The sequence below is a fragment of the Actinoallomurus bryophytorum genome (assembly GCF_006716425.1).
Classification (GTDB): Bacteria; Actinomycetota; Actinomycetes; order Streptosporangiales; family Streptosporangiaceae; genus Actinoallomurus; species Actinoallomurus bryophytorum.
The window spans coordinates 597,928-614,062 of sequence record NZ_VFOZ01000001.1 but is presented as its reverse complement, the minus strand read 5'-3'; the positions used below and the strand labels follow the sequence as shown (position 1 = coordinate 614,062).

General features: G+C 71.3%; 17 protein-coding genes. 11 read left to right on the top strand and 6 right to left on the bottom strand.

Annotated features, from left to right (window positions below):
- Window positions 1-9: 9 nt before the first annotated feature.
- Entirely contained in the window at window positions 10-672 is a 663-nt protein-coding gene (locus FB559_RS02915) for a peptidyl-tRNA hydrolase (protein ID WP_246121321.1), read from the top strand.
- Between the two features lie 158 nt (window positions 673-830).
- Here the strand turns inward: FB559_RS02915 and FB559_RS02910 are convergent, their stop codons facing one another.
- Window positions 831-1,412, bottom strand: a complete 582-nt coding sequence (locus tag FB559_RS02910; RefSeq protein WP_185792016.1) for a hypothetical protein — start codon at window positions 1,410-1,412, stop codon at window positions 831-833.
- 417 nt (window positions 1,413-1,829) lie between these two features.
- On the opposite strand from FB559_RS02910, the gene FB559_RS02905 reads away from it, so the two are divergent.
- The gene (locus tag FB559_RS02905) at window positions 1,830-2,009 is read left to right on the top strand and encodes a hypothetical protein (RefSeq protein ID WP_246121320.1); all 180 of its coding nucleotides are present in this window, start codon (window positions 1,830-1,832) and stop codon (window positions 2,007-2,009) included.
- Window positions 2,010-2,062: 53 nt separating this feature from the next.
- Here the strand turns inward: FB559_RS02905 and FB559_RS02900 are convergent, their stop codons facing one another.
- Window positions 2,063-2,704: a flavin reductase family protein gene (locus FB559_RS02900; protein WP_141952964.1), complete on the bottom strand. Its 642-nt coding sequence runs from the start codon at window positions 2,702-2,704 to the stop codon at window positions 2,063-2,065.
- 381 nt (window positions 2,705-3,085) lie between these two features.
- On the opposite strand from FB559_RS02900, the gene FB559_RS02895 reads away from it, so the two are divergent.
- Window positions 3,086-4,006: a DMT family transporter gene (locus tag FB559_RS02895; protein ID WP_141952961.1), complete on the top strand. Its 921-nt coding sequence runs from the start codon at window positions 3,086-3,088 to the stop codon at window positions 4,004-4,006.
- Between the two features lie 8 nt (window positions 4,007-4,014).
- On the opposite strand, the gene FB559_RS02890 is transcribed toward FB559_RS02895, so the two are convergent.
- The 4 genes from FB559_RS02890 to FB559_RS02875 form a co-directional block, all read right to left on the bottom strand.
- Window positions 4,015-5,082: a lysylphosphatidylglycerol synthase transmembrane domain-containing protein gene (locus tag FB559_RS02890; RefSeq protein WP_141952959.1), complete on the bottom strand. Its 1,068-nt coding sequence runs from the start codon at window positions 5,080-5,082 to the stop codon at window positions 4,015-4,017.
- Between the two features lie 92 nt (window positions 5,083-5,174).
- Window positions 5,175-6,563: a threonine/serine exporter family protein gene (locus tag FB559_RS02885; RefSeq protein ID WP_141952957.1), complete on the bottom strand. Its 1,389-nt coding sequence runs from the start codon at window positions 6,561-6,563 to the stop codon at window positions 5,175-5,177.
- Window positions 6,564-6,627: 64 nt separating this feature from the next.
- Complete coding sequence (locus FB559_RS02880; RefSeq protein ID WP_141952955.1) at window positions 6,628-7,080, bottom strand: ferritin-like domain-containing protein; 453 nt, start codon at window positions 7,078-7,080, stop codon at window positions 6,628-6,630.
- Between the two features lie 64 nt (window positions 7,081-7,144).
- Window positions 7,145-7,618 carry a hypothetical protein gene (locus tag FB559_RS02875; RefSeq protein ID WP_141952953.1) on the bottom strand — a complete coding sequence of 158 codons (474 nt, stop codon included), beginning with the start codon at window positions 7,616-7,618 and terminating at the stop codon, window positions 7,145-7,147.
- A gap of 397 nt (window positions 7,619-8,015) precedes the next feature.
- Here FB559_RS02875 and rimP point away from each other — a divergent pair, with 397 nt between their 5' ends.
- The 8 genes from rimP (at window position 8,016) to truB (ending at window position 16,092) form a co-directional block, all read left to right on the top strand.
- Window positions 8,016-8,552 (top strand): ribosome maturation factor RimP, encoded by a 537-nt coding sequence (gene rimP, locus FB559_RS02870; RefSeq protein WP_141952951.1) that lies wholly within the window; start codon window positions 8,016-8,018, stop codon window positions 8,550-8,552.
- Window positions 8,553-8,575: 23 nt separating this feature from the next.
- Window positions 8,576-9,646, top strand: a complete 1,071-nt coding sequence (nusA, locus tag FB559_RS02865; RefSeq protein WP_221640355.1) for a transcription termination factor NusA — start codon at window positions 8,576-8,578, stop codon at window positions 9,644-9,646.
- Window positions 9,612-9,926 (top strand): YlxR family protein, encoded by a 315-nt coding sequence (locus FB559_RS02860; protein ID WP_342780907.1) that lies wholly within the window; start codon window positions 9,612-9,614, stop codon window positions 9,924-9,926. The genes nusA and FB559_RS02860 overlap by 35 nt, the downstream gene beginning before the upstream one ends.
- Before the next feature lie 116 nt (window positions 9,927-10,042).
- Window positions 10,043-13,156 (top strand): translation initiation factor IF-2, encoded by a 3,114-nt coding sequence (infB, locus tag FB559_RS02855; RefSeq protein WP_141952944.1) that lies wholly within the window; start codon window positions 10,043-10,045, stop codon window positions 13,154-13,156.
- A 98-nt stretch (window positions 13,157-13,254) separates the two neighbouring features.
- Entirely contained in the window at window positions 13,255-13,560 is a 306-nt protein-coding gene (locus tag FB559_RS02850; RefSeq protein WP_141952942.1) for a DUF503 domain-containing protein, read from the top strand.
- A 161-nt stretch (window positions 13,561-13,721) separates the two neighbouring features.
- Window positions 13,722-14,204 carry a 30S ribosome-binding factor RbfA gene (gene rbfA, locus FB559_RS02845; RefSeq protein WP_141952940.1) on the top strand — a complete coding sequence of 161 codons (483 nt, stop codon included), beginning with the start codon at window positions 13,722-13,724 and terminating at the stop codon, window positions 14,202-14,204.
- Window positions 14,201-15,229 (top strand): DHH family phosphoesterase, encoded by a 1,029-nt coding sequence (locus FB559_RS02840; protein ID WP_246121319.1) that lies wholly within the window; start codon window positions 14,201-14,203, stop codon window positions 15,227-15,229. The genes rbfA and FB559_RS02840 overlap by 4 nt, the downstream gene beginning before the upstream one ends.
- Window positions 15,226-16,092 (top strand): tRNA pseudouridine(55) synthase TruB, encoded by an 867-nt coding sequence (gene truB, locus FB559_RS02835; protein WP_141952936.1) that lies wholly within the window; start codon window positions 15,226-15,228, stop codon window positions 16,090-16,092. The genes FB559_RS02840 and truB overlap by 4 nt, the downstream gene beginning before the upstream one ends.
- Window positions 16,093-16,135: the final 43 nt, after the last annotated feature.

The following is a 16,135-nucleotide window of genomic DNA, read 5'->3' as shown; positions in this document are numbered from 1 at the left end:
TGTGTAGACATGGTGCTCGTGAGCGTGAACGGGCATGAGGATCCGGCGGACCAGCCGCCATGGGCGATGCAGCTCGTGCTGCGCGTGGAGAAGGGCGAGCCTCCTGCCCATCTGGCGGTCTGTGAGTCCGCCGCGATGGCCGCGGTGACCCTCCTCGGCGATCCGCGGTCGGAGCCGGGAGGAGAGTGGCATGAGGCGGTCGCGGCCTGGGAGGACCGGCGCATCCGCAAGGTGGTGCGACGGGCACGCGGCATCCGCTGGGAGGCGCTCGGCGACCTGCCCGGCGTGCTGGTCGACCACGAGGGGGCACCGGCGCGGGCGTTCGTGCCCGGCCCGGTCACCGAGGTGCCGGCCGCGATCTCGCGGCTCCAGGTCGGCGGCACCGACCTGCCGCGCGACGACGAGCCGAAACCCCCGCCCGCGCCCCCGTACGCCCTGGTCGGACTGAACCCCGGCGTGGCGATGACGACCGGCAAGGCGGCCGCGCAGTGCGGGCACGCCGCGCACCTGCTGCTGCGCGCCAAGGGCGCCTGGCCGGGCCTGCGGGTACGCGTGGTCGAGCCCGCCGACTGGAGACGGGCCGTGGCCGAGGCGGACGTGGTCGTGCGCGACGGCGGCTTCACCGAGGTCGCGCCCGGCACGATGACCGCCGTCGCGCGCCTGGTCGGCTAGGGCGTGTCTGACAAATCCTGTTCGTAGCGAGCGGTGTCCAGGTGGTGCGTCGCAAGGCGGATGAGGGAGTCGGCCTGGTGTTGGCCGGCGACCGACGACAACGTGGCGAGGCGCCGCCTGGGCGTCGCGCAGCCGGACGAGGGTTTGTCAGACACGCCCTAGTCCTGGTCCTCGGGCGGAGCGGTGCCAGGCCCGCGGACGGGTAGGTCGTGGCGGGTCAGGTCGGGGCTCCGTACCGGCAGGTCCTGCCGCGTGACCTCGGGCCTGCGTACCGGCAGGTCCTGGCGGGTGACGTCGGGCGAGGGCACCGGCAGGTCCGCGCGGGTGCCGTGCGGCGCCATCACCCGTACGGGGTGCGGGCTCACATCGGGTACGGGCTCCGTGCCGGTCCGCCGGCCCCGCACGCGCGTCGCCACCAGGAGGCCGGCGAACACCGCGAAGGAGAGCCCGTGCTCGACCAGCCTGCCGAGGTCGCCGTAGACCGCGGCCACGATGGACAGCAGCGCGAGGTCGGCGGTCCACCCGGCGAGGACGACGCGGAGCAGGGTGTCGTCGCGCCGGATCAGGGAGAGCACGGCGAGGACGGTGAGCAGGAGTTCGGCGGCCTTGCCCGCGATCAGCAGCCCGGTCGCGGCGCCGGATCCGTGGCCCAGCATCGCGGCGACGTCACGGTGCAGGCGCGACCAGTCGAGGAGCTCGGCGAGCTTCGCGACGCCGAAGAGGATCACGAACGCGCACATCGGTGAGTGCGTGCGCCCGGTCGCCCGGTCCGATATTGCCGGATCCAACTGCGGCCCCCTGTCCCTTGATCCGCCTCGTAGGACGTAGGCGCGGTGCGGCGGGTTCATGATGCGGGTCCCCGATGTGGAAGAGAGCATAGGGCGAAACCCACGCAGTTCCCGCGCATTCGCACCTGCTGCGCGGACGAGTTCGGGAACGCCCGGTGATGCGAATTGCGCACCGCGTAGTGCGGCGGAATGCTGAGGCTCCATCGGGCCACGTGTTCAAGATGAGGTGATCCGATCGTGTCTGATGAGAAGGCCGCGTTAGCGCGGACGCGAATCGCATATCTCGAAAGCCTCGGCGACGAGCTCCGGAACCGGGGCTTCGCCGTGCGGCTGACGATTCCGCAAGGAGGACCGCCGAGCCTTCACGTGGTGAACCCACACGCATCGGCCCTCGCGGAGAACATCCTGGCGGAGAGCGCGACAGGCGCTGACGGAACCTGGTGGTTCTGGTGGTCGTGGGCGGAGCGGATCGCGCCGGCCGACGACCTGGGTGAGGCGGCGGACCGCGTCACCCGCGTCCTCGCCGCGACGGGGGAGTACAGCTCCTGAGACGGTACTGGAGGCCCGCTGTCGACCAGAGAAGCCTCCAGTACCGATCCGGCTCAGTCGCCGAAGCTGCCGTAGGAGCCCTTGTAGAAGACGAGGGGATCGCCGTCGTGATGCCGGTCCAGGTGGTGCACTCGGGCGACGACGATCATATGGTCTCCGGCGGCGTGCTCCGCCTCGACCGAGCACTCCAGCCATGCCAGGGCACCGTCGATCACCGGCTCACCGCTCGGTGACCCGGTCCACTCCAGCCCGGCGAACTTCTCACCGCCTCTGGAGGCGAACCGCAGGCAGACGTCCCGCTGCGACGCGGACAGGATGTTGACGCAGAGCCGCTCGGCCTTGCGGAGCCGCGGCCAGGTCGTGCTCGTGTGCGCCACGCAGAAGGAGACCAGCGCCGGGTCGAGTGACACCGAGGTGAAGGAGTTCGCGGCCAGCCCGGTGGGCCGTCCCGTCTCCGGGTCGATCGCGGTGATCACCACGACGCCGGTGGCGAAATGCCCGAGAATGCTGCGAAATCGTCGGGCGTCGATGGCGCTGACCCCGTCGGCCGCGCCCTGTCCCGTCCGATCCGCGGCACTCGGTCCGCCGTCGATCCGATCGGCCCGGCCCACCGCCGTCAGCGGGGGGCCCTGGCTGCGTCCCGAGGGCCGCTCCACCGGACCGTACGGCCTCGCGGCGGATGCGCCGTCGGTCATGGACTTTCCCCTCTGCCGGTCGAGCGTTCGGCCCACGGGACGTCCCGTGCGCGCGGCACCGCCGGGGCGCCGCAGTCCAGTAAAGCGTCCTGTCGCCACAGAGATTCCGGCCGGCACGGCATTTCCGCCGAAAGACCTACGACCAGTCCATGACGCCCGTCCGGCGATGCCGCCGCGGTCACAGGTTTCCCCCAGGTCGGGGTGCTTGGCTGACTCGAGAGGCGCTTTTCGACCGGTCCAGACCTCTGATTTGGGTCGATCGGGTAAGTTCATGGCTCAAGGTCACGTCGACGGACGCTTCCTCGTGCGTCCTGACCTGCGATGTCAGGCAACTCGCGCCTGGATCGTCATGTCCCCCAACGCAGGCTCGGAGGAGGCTGCTTGTTCTACGGCATCGTCCTCGGGCTGATCGCCACCGTCCTCTACAACGCCGGATTCGTGTTGGAGAAGCGGGCGCTGCGCGATCTGCCGCCCCTCAGCATGCGGCGCATCGGACGGCTCGTACGCCTGCTCGCCACGAGCAAGGCGTGGCTGACCGGCTTCCTCGTCATGGGCATGGGCATGGCCTGCCAGGTCGTCGTGATGTCGCTCGTCCCGCTGAGCGTCGCGCAGCCGATCCAGCTGGCCGGTCTCGCGCTGCTGGTCGTCTTCTCCGCGGTGTTCCTCGGCGAGCGGACCACGCAGCGGGAGTGGGCCGGCCTCGGTGTGCTGGCGCTGTCCCTGCTGCTCATCTGCCTGTCGATGGAGCCCACGCGGCTCGGGCTGCACGCCGGCACGGGCGTGATGTTCTCGGTGATCGGCGGCACGGTTTTCCTGGGCCTGGCCGCGTTCGTCACGGCCGCCCGCTCCGGAGCACGCTCCGGCCGGATGCCGGCCCCGGGCCTGCTGTACGGCGCCGCCTCCGGTCTGCTGTACGGGGCGGCGGGACTGCAGACGAAGGGCGTCTCGGGCTTCCTCGCCGAAGACGCCCATCACTTCGTCGGCCGTACCCTCGCATCGCCCTATCCCTACCTCTACCTGGTGTTGTCCGGGGCGGGGCTGCTGCTGTTCCAGACGGCCCTGCAGCGCGGACGGGCCTCCATCGTCGTCCCCGTCTCCAGCGTGGTCGGCAGCGTCTACACGGTGCTGGCGGGCACGGCCGTTTTCGGTGAGCCACTGCCGCAGGATCCCGTACGGCTGGTGCTCAGGTCCGCCGGGTTCGGGGCCGCGATCGTCGTCGTGGCGCTCATGCCGAAACACGAGGACATGCCGGAGCCCGACGCGGTGAAGGCCCCCGCCCTCGTGGCCGACCAGGCGCTCTAGACCCGTTCTCACGCCGTAGCGGCGTCCGCGGTCAGGTCCTCCGCGCGGTTCCGCTCACCGGCGCGTACCGCCAGCCAGGCCAGCCATCCGGCTCCGACGACGCCCCAGAACGACACGAGCCGGTACAGCGCCACCGCGGCACCGGCCGGCGCGGTCAGGGCGCCGAACGCGACGAGAGACGCCGCGAGGCTGCCCTCGATGGCGCCGAGCCCTCCGGGCAGCAGGGGAACCAGACTGCCGGCCGCCTGGGCGGCGAAGTAGGCGAGCGTGATGGCGTACAGCGCCGTGTGCATCCCGACCGCGCGGCCGGACGCTGCGAGGGACAGGATGTCGAACACCCAGTTCAGCAGCGAGGCACTGATGAGCATGGCCCAGTCGGCGGGGCTCAGCCGCAGGTCGGCACGGCCCTCGCGGAACCGCGCGGTGAACCGCGCGACGAACCGGTGCCGCAGGACGGGCCGCAGGGCCCGCCGTGCCAGGAGCGCCGGGTGTGTCCCGCGCCGCCAGGCCGCGACGGCCGGCAGGCCGGCCAGAACGACGACGGCCGCCACGGCGGCCACCGCGAATCCCCGCGAACGCGGCTCGGCGAGCAGCGCGACCAGGCCCACCGCGGTGTACGCGCCGGTCATGATCACTCCGCCGAGCAGGACCACCGCCGTGGCGAGACGTGCGGGCGCTCCCGCGTGGCGGTACTGCCGGAAGTTGAAGGCGACGCTGATCGCGGGCCCGGCCGGCAGCGTCGTGGACAGGGCGTTCCCCGCGTAGGTCATCCGGATCGCGCGCGGGAGCGACATCCGTACGCCGCCGGCCCGCAGCAACCGCCGCTGCACACGGGCGAACATCCCCATGGAGGCCAGCTGGGCGGCGACCGCGCAGGCGAGCCAGCCCGGCCCGGCGTGGACGATGACGCGCCACAACGCGGCGGGTTCGGGCAGGTCGGCGCGGAAGAGCACCACGCACACGCCGAGTGCCACGAGCATCGCCGCGGTCCCGGCCCATCGGAGCCGGCGGCGCCTCGAGGCCGGTACGGGGCGTGCCACGGCAGGCACCATCGCCGCCACTGTCACCTCGGTCACGACGGCCACCTCACCTGCGCTGATGCTCCCCCGCGCTCAACACACGTTCGGCGCCACACATTCCGACAGAAGCCACCAAAGGGGACAAAAGGTCAATAGCCTCTGGTGCGCCGAGCCGCCGGACGGGCGCCACGCCCCGATCCGCCGACCCCCACGCGCTGGAAGGCACGGACGAGCTCGCCGCCCAGGTTGACGCCCGCGCCGAGGGCGAGTGCCACCGAGATGCCGCCGATCAGCGTGAGCACGCCCTCGGAGGCGGCACCGTCGTTCAGCTGGATCATCCCGCGGTACACGGCGGTCCCGGGCAGCAGCGGCGCGATCGCGGGCACGATGTAGGGCAGCGGGGGCAGCTGGCGGCGCCGCGCGAGGAGGTGGCCGAGCAGGCCGACGATCACCGCGCCGACCGCGGCGGCCAGCAGCGGCGCGGCTCCCAGGCCGCGCGCGAACACGTACACCACCCAGATCAGCGCCCCGCCCAGCGCCGCCGCCGGCAGCACCCGGCGGGGCACGGCCAGCGCCACCGCGAACGTCATCGACACGGCCGCCGCGGCGAGCACCGCCACCGGCCGCAGGGTCACCGGCGCCGCCGGCAGGTCACGTACGTCGATCGGCACTCCCAGGTGCACCGCCGCGTAGACGGTCAGCCCGAGCCCTGAGACGATCGCCGCCACGATGAAGAACACCTCGAGCAGCCGCGCTCCGGCGCTGACCAGGTCTCCGGTGATGCCGTCCTGGATGCTCGCGACCAGAGGCCGCCCCGGCAACAGCGCCACGACGGCGCCGGTGACGATGGTCGACGCGTTGGCCGGCGCCCCGGCGGCGATCACCAGCACGGCGCTCGCCGTACCGATGCTCGCGGCCACCGCGAGCTGGAAGAACTCCGCGATGCCCCGGCGGCCCAGCATCGCCGCGGCCCGGTCGCCCAGCACCGTCGCGACGAACGCGGTCCCGGCCACCAGCAAGCCGCCGCCCACCAGCACGCCCGCCGAGGAGGCGATCAGCCCGAGCGCGATCACCCCGAGCCAGGGCGGATAGGGGGCACCGTACGGCGGCAGGCTCCGCTTGATCCTCCGGAGCCGGTCGTGGGCCTCCTCGACGTCGAGCAGGCCGATGGAGGCCTCCTGGATGAGCGAGTGCAGCGCGACCAGCCGCCAGTACGCGGGGTTACGCCGCCGGATGGCCCGCGCGCCGGTGACCGGGAGGGCGCCCCGGCCCGGGTGAACCGAGACGGAGATCACCGTGAACGTCACCGAGACCTCGCAGCGCGGCAGCTCGTAGGCGACCGCCAGGCTGAGCATCGACTCGTTGACCCGCTCGGTGGCCTCGCCGCTGGCCAGCAGGAGCTCGCCGACGCGCAGAACGAGGTCGAGCGCCTCGCCGGAGACGATGTCGATGGGTTCTTCCTCAGGCGGCTCCAGGATGGTCGCGTCCCCCATGAGGGTTCGCCAGCTGTCCCGCAGTCGCTCCAGACTTACGCCCATATGTGCGCCGTTGACCTCCCTGTCGTGATTTACGCCAGGCAGGTTACCTATCGCCGAACTGGGACTATCCCTCCGCCTTCGGGTAGAGCTCCGCCTTGGTCAGCCCGGGAAAGGCGGACGGCGGCGAACCACGCCAGCGGACCGCGCGCACCGTGGCCTCCTGCATCGCCAGCGCGGCGTAGCGGCGCAGGCCGGGGTCGGTCACCCCGGCCAGGCCGGCGTAGCCCGCGGCCACACCGTCCTCCAGCCGGGCGGCGAGCTGGGCCGCCGCGCGGGACGAGGAGATCGGCGAGGGCAGGCGGTAGGCGGGCGCGGCGGCGACCGGCGTCCCGCCGCCCGCCTCGACGTAGGAGCGCAGCTTGTCCCTGCGGGTGCGATGGGCGTTCCACATCTGATCGGCGTTGCCCCGCTGTACGCCGAGGAGGTGGGCGCCCAGCACGCCGTATCCGAAGATCGCGACATGCTCGGCGGCGAGCGCCCCCTGGAGCGCGGCGATCGTCGCTGGAGAGGCGGTCATGCGCCCTCCTCCGTCGGGAGAGTGACCGTGGGACCGTGCCTGCCGGTTCTCTCGCTTCGCTCGCTCACGTGAGCTCCTGTGCGTGTCCGGCCTCGCAGGCGCCGATGGCCGCCAGCAGCTGAGAGAGCCCCGGAGACGCGCGGCGGACCTCGTCGGCGTGGGCCGTGGCAGCCTTGCGTTCGGCGCTGCGGAGGGCCGACAGGGCGCTCGCCTCACGGGCGGGCGCGGTGACGGCCGGTCGCGGTGCCGGGGTCGCGGTGCCGGTGTTGCTGCCGGGAACATAGTGGCGTTTGAGCACCGCGAGATGCTGGACGTGATGGTCCCGCAGGGGCGCCAGCCGGCCGCTGAGCCCCTGGTGGGCGGCGATGACGGCGTCATAGAGCGCGATGAGCCGCGCCTCGTTCTGGATCGCGCCGTCCAGGAGGGCCACCTCGGGCCCGGCGAGGGGCGCGTCCGCCTGCCCGACACTCGTGCATCCCGTGGCCGTCGCCAGCACCGCCGCGGTCCCGCCGAGCACCGCGCGCCGCGTTGGAGTCACGGACCGCAACGCGTCCAAGCGTGCCCTCCGTCCATCGGTCTTCACTCAGGTGCGCAAGCATTCCATAAGACCCCGCGCGAATAGCACCGCAAGAGCAAGCGCGGAGTGGGCCTGTGGGAGTCAGGGTGGGGTGGGACTGGGCTACTAAGCGGCATTCAGGCAGCGCCCGGCGGCGTTGTCATCAGTCGGCGGGCAGAACGAGGCCGGGCTCCCTCCCGTCTCGCCGGTACCACCTGGACGCCGCTCCCCGCGCGCGCCCTGGCCGTGTGGGCTCCGAGGCGCGCCGGTCGGCCGCCGATGCGGCACCCGCCGCCCTCAGCTGTGGATAGTCTTATGTGCGGAGTGGGCGCATCGGGCGACCACCCGCCCAGCGGCCGTGATGCCAAAAGGAGGTCCCATGAGCGTAAACGCCGATTCAGGCCAAGCTCAGCGGGACCGGCGGGGGCCGGGGCACCAGACGCGGGCCGCGCTGATGCGACTGCTCGAGCCGGTGATCGTCGATGCCGGGTTCGATCTCGAGGACGTTCTGGTGACGCCGGCGGGCAGGCGGCGGCAGGTGCGCGTGATCGTCGACGGTGACGAGGGCGTGAGCCTCGACGACGTCGCGGTCGTGAGCCAAAAGATCTCCGCCGTGCTCGACGACGGCGAGGCGATGGGCTCCGGACCGTACGTCCTGGAGGTGACCTCACCCGGGGTCGACCGTCCCCTCACTCAGCCACGGCACTGGCGGCGTGCGCGCGGCCGTCTCGTGCGCGCGACGTTGTCGGGCGGCGAGGAGATCACCGGCCGTGTCACCGCGGCCGATGACGAGACCGTCGTGTTCGACGCCGACGGCCACGAGCGACGTATCGCACATGACGAACTCGTCCGGGGGCTGGTCCAGGTGGAGTTCAACCGCCGGGGTGACGATGACCCCGTCGGCGACGAGGACTAGGGGGAGGCCTCGTGGACATCGATATGACGGCTTTGCGCAGTCTTGAGAGTGAGAAGGACATCTCTCTCGAGCTTGTGGTCAAGGCGATCGAAGAAGCACTGCTGATCGCGTATCACCGGACCGAAGGCGCTGCGGTCAAGGCCCGCGTCGAGCTCGATCGCAAGTCCGGGCACGTCACGGTGTGGGCCACCGAGCCCCCCGCCGACAGTGGTGAGGACGCCGAGAGCACGGACGAGACCGAGACCGCGCCCGTCCCGCCCGCCGAGCCCGTCGCGCCGCGTGAATACGACGACACGCCCACCAATTTCAGCCGTATCGCGGCGACCACCGCGAAACAGGTGATCCTGCAGCATCTGCGCAACGCCGAGGACGAGCTGACGTTCGGCGAGTACGCCGGGCGCGAGGGCGACATCGTCGCGGGCGTCATCCAGCAGGGCAAGGACCCGCGCAACGTCCTGGTCGACCTCGGCAAGATCGAGGGCGTGATCCCACCGGAAGAGCAGGTCCCGGGGGAGAGCTACGACCACGGTGAACGCCTCCGCTCCTACGTCGTCCAGGTCAAGAAGGGGCACCGGGGACCGCTGGTCAAGCTGTCGCGTACCCATCCCAACCTGGTCAAAAAGCTCTTCGCACTGGAGGTTCCGGAGATCGCCGACGGCACCGTCGAGATCGCCGCGATCGCCCGCGAGGCCGGTCACCGCACGAAGATCGCCGTACGCTCCCGCAAGCCCGGAGTGAACGCAAAGGGCGCCTGCATCGGGCCGATGGGCGGCCGGGTCCGCAACGTCATGCACGAGCTGCACGGCGAGAAGATCGACATCGTCGACTGGTCCGACGAACCCGCCGATTTCGTGGGCAATGCCCTGTCGCCCGCGCGGGTCCACCATGTCGAGGTCATCGACGCGGAGGCGCGGGTCGCCCGGGTCATCGTGCCTGACTACCAGCTCTCTCTGGCGATCGGCAAAGAGGGGCAGAACGCCCGTCTCGCCGCCCGGCTGACGGGGTGGCGGATCGACATCCGCCCGGACACCGAAAACGGGTCTTCCGCCGAAGGCGAGCATGCGGCAGGTCCCGCGGACGCGCCGACGCGGTAGACTCATGGCTCGTGGTCGCGCGGTCCCACGGCGTACATGCGTGGGTTGTCGGATTTGCACGACCAAGTCCGACCTGCTGCGCCTGGTCGTGGTCGAGGGCTCTGTAGTCCCCGACCCGCGTGGGCGACTGCCGGGACGGGGCGCCTCCCTGCACCCTGACCTGGCATGTCTTGAGCTGGCTGAGCGGCGTCGGGCGTTTCCGCGGGCATTTCGCCGAGCGGGACCGCTCGAAGTTCGCACTCTCCGCCAATGGCTCGAGTCACAGCAGGACGGTTCGTAAGCGACGTCTAGTCGGAAGCAGGTCGAGATTGCTATGAGCGCTCGATGAGCACGCAGCGATGATTACCGCAAGGTAGCGACGGTCCGAGGACGTCCCCGGACCGAGTAGGGAGTGCAGTGGCAAAGGTCCGGGTATACGAGCTCGCCAAGGAGTTCGGTGTTGAGAGCAAGGCTGTCATGGCCAAGCTCAACGAGATGGGCGAGTTCGTACGATCGGCATCCTCGACGATAGAGGCACCGGTCGTTCGCAGACTTAAAGAAGCATTCGGAGGACCGTCGGCCAAGTCTGCCGACGGAAAGAAGGCCCCGGCGCCCAAGCCGGGTCCGCGGAAGCCGGCGCCCAAGCCGGCCGCACCCAAGCCCGAGTTCCAGGCGGAGACCAAGCCGGAGATCACACCGGAGGCGTCCGCGCCGCCGGCTCCCGCGCCGTCTCGGCCCGAGATTCCGCCGGTGCCCGAGGTGCCCAGGCCGGGACCCCAGCAGGCTCCGCGCCAGCAGGCCCCGCGTCCGGGTCCCGCCGCGCCCAAGCCGGCGGCAGGTCCGCCGGCAAGCCCGGCAGCACCGGCGGCACCGGCAAGCCCGGCAGCACCGGCAGGACCTTCCGGTCCCGCGGCTCCGTCCGACGGGCCCAAGCCGGGCCCGCGGCCAGCGCCCGCGGCACGTCCGGCGGGTCCCAAGCCGGGTCCGCGTTCCAGCGGTCCTGGTGGTCCCGGTGGCGCTTCGCGTCCGTCCGGCCCTGGTCAGCGTTCCGGCGGTGGTCGTCCGCGTCCGGGTAACAACCCGTTCTCCTCGACCAACACCGGCATGGGCTCGGCCAAGCCGGGCCCGCGTCCCGGCCCCGCGCCGCGCAGTGGTGACCGCCCGGCGGGCCCGCGCAGCGACCGGCCGAGCCCGCCGCGCGGTGACCGCGCGTCCGGTGCTCCGCCGCGTCCGTCCTCGGGCCGTCCCGGCGCTCCCGGCGCCGGTGGCCCGCGTCCGGGCTCCGGCATGCCGCCGCGGCCCGGTGGTGGCGGTGGCGGAGGCCCCCGTCCCAGCCCGATGAACATGCCGTCGCGTCCGCAGCGCGACTCCGGCGGCCCGGGTGGCGGCGGCGGTGGCCGTGGTCGTCCCGGTGGCGGCGGCGGTGGCGGTGGCGGCGGTCGCCCTGGTGGCGGCGGCGGTGGCGGCGGTCGTCCTGGTGGCGGCGGTCGTCCCGGCGGTGGCGGTGGCTTCGGCGGCCGTCCGGCCGGTGCCGGTGGCGGTGGCCGTCCCGGTGGTGGCTTCGGTGGCCCGCGTTCGGGCGGCGGTGGCCGTGGCCGTGGTGGCACGCAGGGCGCGTTCGGCCGTCCCGGCGGACGTCCCACGCGTGGCCGCAAGTCCAAGAAGCAGCGGCGTCAAGAGTTCGACAACATGCAGGCCCCGTCGATCGGCGGCGTCCGCGTTCCCCGTGGCAACGGACAGTCGGTCCGGCTGCCGCAGGGCGCCTCGCTCACCGACTTCGCCGAGAAGATCGGCGCCAACCCGGCGTCGCTCGTCGAGGTGATGTTGCACCTCGGTGAGATGGTGACCGCGACCCAGTCGGTCAGCGAGGAGATCCTGCAGCTGCTCGGTGCCGAGCTGGACTACAACGTCCAGGTCGTCAGCCCCGAGGACGAGGACCGCGAGCTGCTCGAGTCCTTCGACATCGAGTTCGGTGAGGACGAGGGCGACGACGAGCACCTGGTTTCCCGTCCGCCGGTCGTGACCGTCATGGGTCACGTCGACCACGGTAAGACCAAGCTGCTCGACGCGATCCGCAACGCCGACGTCGTCGCCGGTGAGGCCGGCGGCATCACCCAGCACATCGGTGCGTACCAGGTCGCGACCGTGGTCGACGGCCAGGAACGCAAGATCACCTTCATCGACACCCCGGGTCACGAGGCGTTCACCGCCATGCGTGCCCGTGGCGCCGAGACGACCGACCTGGTCGTGCTGGTGGTCGCCGCCGACGACGGTGTGAAGCCGCAGACCACTGAGGCGATCGACCACGCCAACGCGGCCGGAGTGCCGATCGTCGTGGCGGTCAACAAGGTGGACAAGGAAGGCGCGGACCCCCAGCGGGTGCGTGCCCAGCTCACCGAGTACGGCCTCGTCGCGGAGGAGTTCGGTGGCCAGACGCAGTTCGTCGACATCTCGGCGAAGCAGCGGCTGGGCATCGACGACCTCCTCGAGGCCGTGGTCCTGACCGCCGACGCCGAGCTCGACCTGCGGGCCAACCCCGAGCAGGACGCTCAGGGTGTCGCGATCGAGGCGCACCTGGACAAGGGTCGCGGCTCCGTGGCGACCGTGCTCGTACAGCGCGGCACGCTCAAGGTCGGCGACTCGATCGTCTGTGGCGAGGCCTTCGGTCGCGTCCGGGCGATGCTGGACGAAAACGGCAACAACGTCGAAGAGGCGCTGCCGTCCCGTCCGGTCCTGGTGCTCGGCCTGTCGGCCACCCCCGGTGCCGGCGACAACTTCATCGTCGTCGACGACGACCGGATGGCACGGCAGATCGCCGACCGCCGTCAGGCGCGCAAGCGCAACGCCGAGCTGCTCCGCAGTCGTGGCCGCCGCACCCTCGAGGAGCTGTTCAAGGACCTCGAGAAGGGTGAGCTCCAGGAGCTGCTGCTCGTCATCAAGGGTGACGTGTCCGGTTCGGTGGAAGCCCTCGAAGACGCGTTCCTCAAGATCGACGTTGGCGAGGAGGTCGGTCTCCGGGTGATCCGCCGCGGTGTCGGTGCGATCACGCAGGACGACGTGAACCTCGCGCTCACGTCCGAGGGCACCGTCATCATCGGCTTCAACGTCCGGCCCGAGCGCAACGCGCAGGAGCTGGCCGACCGCGAAGGCGTCGACATCCGCTACTACTCGGTCATCTACCAGGCGATCGAGGAGGTCGAAGCCGCACTCAAGGGCATGCTCAAGCCCGAGTTCGAAGAGGTGCAGCTCGGCACGGCGGAGATCCGCGACATCTTCAAGGTGCCGCGCATCGGCAACGTCGCCGGTTCGATGGTCCAGTCCGGCACGATCAAGCGCAACAGCAAGGCGCGCCTGGTACGGGACGGCGTGGTCATCTCCGACAACCTCACGGTGTCCTCTCTCCGCCGGTTCAAGGACGACGCGACCGAGGTCCGCGAGGGCTTCGAGTGCGGTATCGGCGTCGGGTACAACGACATCAAGATCGGTGACATCATCGAGACCTTCGAGATGCGGGAGAAGCCACGCGTGTAAGCGCGTTCTTCCGCCGGTCTCGGCGGATGGCTGAGAGGTGGCGTGCGGCTCTGTCGCACGCCACCTCGTCCGTCGAGGACCGGATCCGACCGCGGGGGATGACGGTTGTGTATGTGGGAGCCCTGACCTTGGACCTTTTGCTCGGCGACGTACATTCGCTGAAGCAGAAACGTGCCGTGGTCCGTCCGATCGTCGCCGAGGTACGGCGGCGGTTCCCGGCGGCCGCGGCGGCTGAGACCGGCCATCTCGACCTGCATCGCCGGGCCGAGATAGCGGTCGCGGTCGTCTCCTCGACCGCGGGCAACTGCGTCGAGGTGCTGGAGGCCTGTGAACGACTGATCGCCGGGAGACCGGAGATCGAGCTGCTCTCCACCCGGCAGCGGCTCTTCAGCGAAGAGTCATAGAGTGCGTTCGGCCCCCCCGGGGCCGATGGACATAGTTCGGAAGAACCGGTGATCAGGCATGGGAGCCCGATTCCGGTTCGGTGAAGAGGACCTGTGACCGGGCCGCACGAGGGAACCCCCCACGCGGCGGCTTGGCCGACAGGTCCTACGGAGGAGGACCTGTGACGGATCCTGCGAGGGCTCGTAAGCTCGCGGACCGCATCCAGCAGATCGTCGCGGAGATGCTGGAGCTGCGCATCAAGGACCCACGGCTCGGCTTCGTCACTGTGACGGACACGCGGCTGACCAACGACCTGCGGGACGCGACGGTCTTCTACACCGTCTACGGCACCGACACCGAGCGCGCGGACAGCGCGGCGGCACTCGAGAGCGCCAAGGGCGTGATCCGGTCGGAGGTGGGCAAGCGCACCGGCGTACGCCACACCCCGAGCGTGACGTTCGTGCCGGACGCTCTGCCCGACAACGCCCGGCAGATCAACGACCTGCTCGCCAAGGCGCGCGCCGCGGACGAGCAGGTGGCCAAGGTCGCCGAGGGCGCCCTTCCCGCGGGGGAGGCGAACCCTTACCGGGAGGCGCGAACCGAGGAGGATGTTGACGAAACAGACGGCGATGACGCCGCCAACGCGAGATACTCCGGGTCGTGAACTCCGCGCCGGGTAGCGTCACAGCCATCACCGCCGACGAGTGGGCACGCGCGATCGCCTCAATCCAGGAGGCGCAGACGATCTGCCTCGCCTGTCACGTCAACCCGGATGGCGACGCGCTCGGTTCGATGCTGGCCTTCGCGCAGGCGTTGCGGGCCATGGACAAGCCGTTCGTCGCCTCGTTCGGCGACGCGTTCGTCGTCCCGCGGATCCTGCGGTTCCTGCCGGCGCTGGACCTGCTCACGCACCCGGACGACTATCCGGCCGAGCCCGACGTCATGGTCACCTTCGACGCGGCCAGCCGTGACCGTCTCGGCAGCCTCGCGGCCAACGCGCGCAAGGCGGACGAGGTGATCGTCCTCGATCACCACTCGTCCAACACGCGCTTCGGCACGACGCATCTCGTCGACCCCGGCGCGGCGGCCACCGCGGCGGTCGCCGAGGAGCTCATCGGACGTCTCGGCGTCCCGCTCACCCACGACATGGCCCTGGACCTGTACGTCGGGCTGGTCACCGACACCGGCTCGTTCAAGTACGCCGCGACCACGCCCGAGGTCCACGCGCTCGCCGGGCGGCTGCTCGCCACCGGCATCCAGCCCGAAATCGTCTCCCGCGAGGTCTGGGACCGTGCGCCGTTCGGCTACCTCCCGGTGCTGGCCGGCGCGCTCGGCCGCGCGACGCTGGAGCCGGACGTCGCGGGCGGTCTCGGCATGGTCTGGACGACGGTGACGCGCGCCGACCGCGCGGAGTACGACCTGCCGTACGACCTGATCGAAGGCGTGATCGACATCGTGCGACGGACCGACGAGGCCGAGGTCGCCATCGTCTTCAAGGAGGACGACGAGGGGGCCTGGCAGGTCTCCACCCGGTCCAAGGGCCGTGTCGACGTCGGGCTGGCGTGCGTCGCCCTCGGCGGCGGCGGCCACCCGGCCGCGGCCGGCTTCACCCTGCACGGCGAGGTCGGGCACGCGGTCGAACGCCTACGTGAGCTTCTCGCCGAGATCGAGGTCGTCACCCGCATATGAACGGACTTGTCATCGTCGACAAGCCGGCCGGCTGGACGTCCCACGATGTCGTGGGCAAGCTGCGCCGGCTGGCGGGTACACGCAGAGTCGGGCACGCCGGCACGCTGGATCCCATGGCCACGGGCGTGCTCGTCATCGGAGTGGACAAGGCGACCCGGCTCCTGGGCCACCTGGCGCTCACCGAGAAGTCCTATGACGCGGTCATCCGGCTGGGCCGGTCCACCAACACCGACGACGCCGAGGGCGAGATCACCGCGACCGCATCGGCCACGGAGGTGACGGAGGAAGCCCTCCGCGCCGCGATCACCGACCTGACCGGAACCATCGAGCAGATCCCGCCCCAGGTCAGCGCCATCAAGATCGACGGCCGCCGCGCGTACAAGCGGGTACGCGACGGTGAGGAGGTCGCGCTCAAGGCCCGGCCGGTCACCGTGTACGACTTCGCCATCGGCGACCTGCGCTACGACGGCGACCTGCTGGACGTCTCGGCGACGGTGACCTGCTCCAGCGGCACCTACATCCGCGCGCTGGCCCGCGACCTGGGCGCCGCGCTGGGCGTCGGTGGCCATCTCAGCTACCTCCGCCGTACGCGCGTGGGCCCGTACGACCTGCCGCAGGCCCGCACGATCGAGCAGCTCACCGAGGAGCTGGTCGTGCTGCCGCTGGCCGAGGCCGTGTCCGCGGCCTTCCCGCGCCTGGACGTCTCCGAGGACGACGCCCGCAAGATCGCCCACGGCGGGCGGCTGGGCGCGACCGGGCTCGGGCCGGGCCCCATCGGGGTGTTCGGACCGGACGGCACGCTCCTGGCGCTGATGGAGGAGCACGGCCCGGTCGCCAAGCCGCTCGCGGTCTTCGTCCCCTGACCCGGGCGGACGTGCGGGGGTTCGCCGGAACCGGCCCGATGTC

Excerpts from the sequence above, each read along its gene's own strand:
- FB559_RS02915 (WP_246121321.1), top strand. The coding sequence starts at position 10 with ATGGTGCTCGTGAGCGTGAACGGGCATGAGGATCCGGCGGACCAGCCG.
- FB559_RS02910 (WP_185792016.1), bottom strand. The coding sequence starts at position 1,412 with ATGTGCGCGTTCGTGATCCTCTTCGGCGTCGCGAAGCTCGCCGAGCTC.
- FB559_RS02900 (WP_141952964.1), bottom strand. The coding sequence starts at position 2,704 with ATGACCGACGGCGCATCCGCCGCGAGGCCGTACGGTCCGGTGGAGCGG.
- FB559_RS02885 (WP_141952957.1), bottom strand. The coding sequence starts at position 6,563 with ATGGGCGTAAGTCTGGAGCGACTGCGGGACAGCTGGCGAACCCTCATG.
- FB559_RS02880 (WP_141952955.1), bottom strand. The coding sequence starts at position 7,080 with ATGACCGCCTCTCCAGCGACGATCGCCGCGCTCCAGGGGGCGCTCGCC.
- rimP (WP_141952951.1), top strand. The coding sequence starts at position 8,016 with ATGAGCGTAAACGCCGATTCAGGCCAAGCTCAGCGGGACCGGCGGGGG.
- nusA (WP_221640355.1), top strand. The coding sequence starts at position 8,576 with ATGACGGCTTTGCGCAGTCTTGAGAGTGAGAAGGACATCTCTCTCGAG.
- FB559_RS02860 (WP_342780907.1), top strand. The coding sequence starts at position 9,612 with ATGCGGCAGGTCCCGCGGACGCGCCGACGCGGTAGACTCATGGCTCGT.
- FB559_RS02850 (WP_141952942.1), top strand. The coding sequence starts at position 13,255 with ATGACGGTTGTGTATGTGGGAGCCCTGACCTTGGACCTTTTGCTCGGC.
- truB (WP_141952936.1), top strand. The coding sequence starts at position 15,226 with ATGAACGGACTTGTCATCGTCGACAAGCCGGCCGGCTGGACGTCCCAC.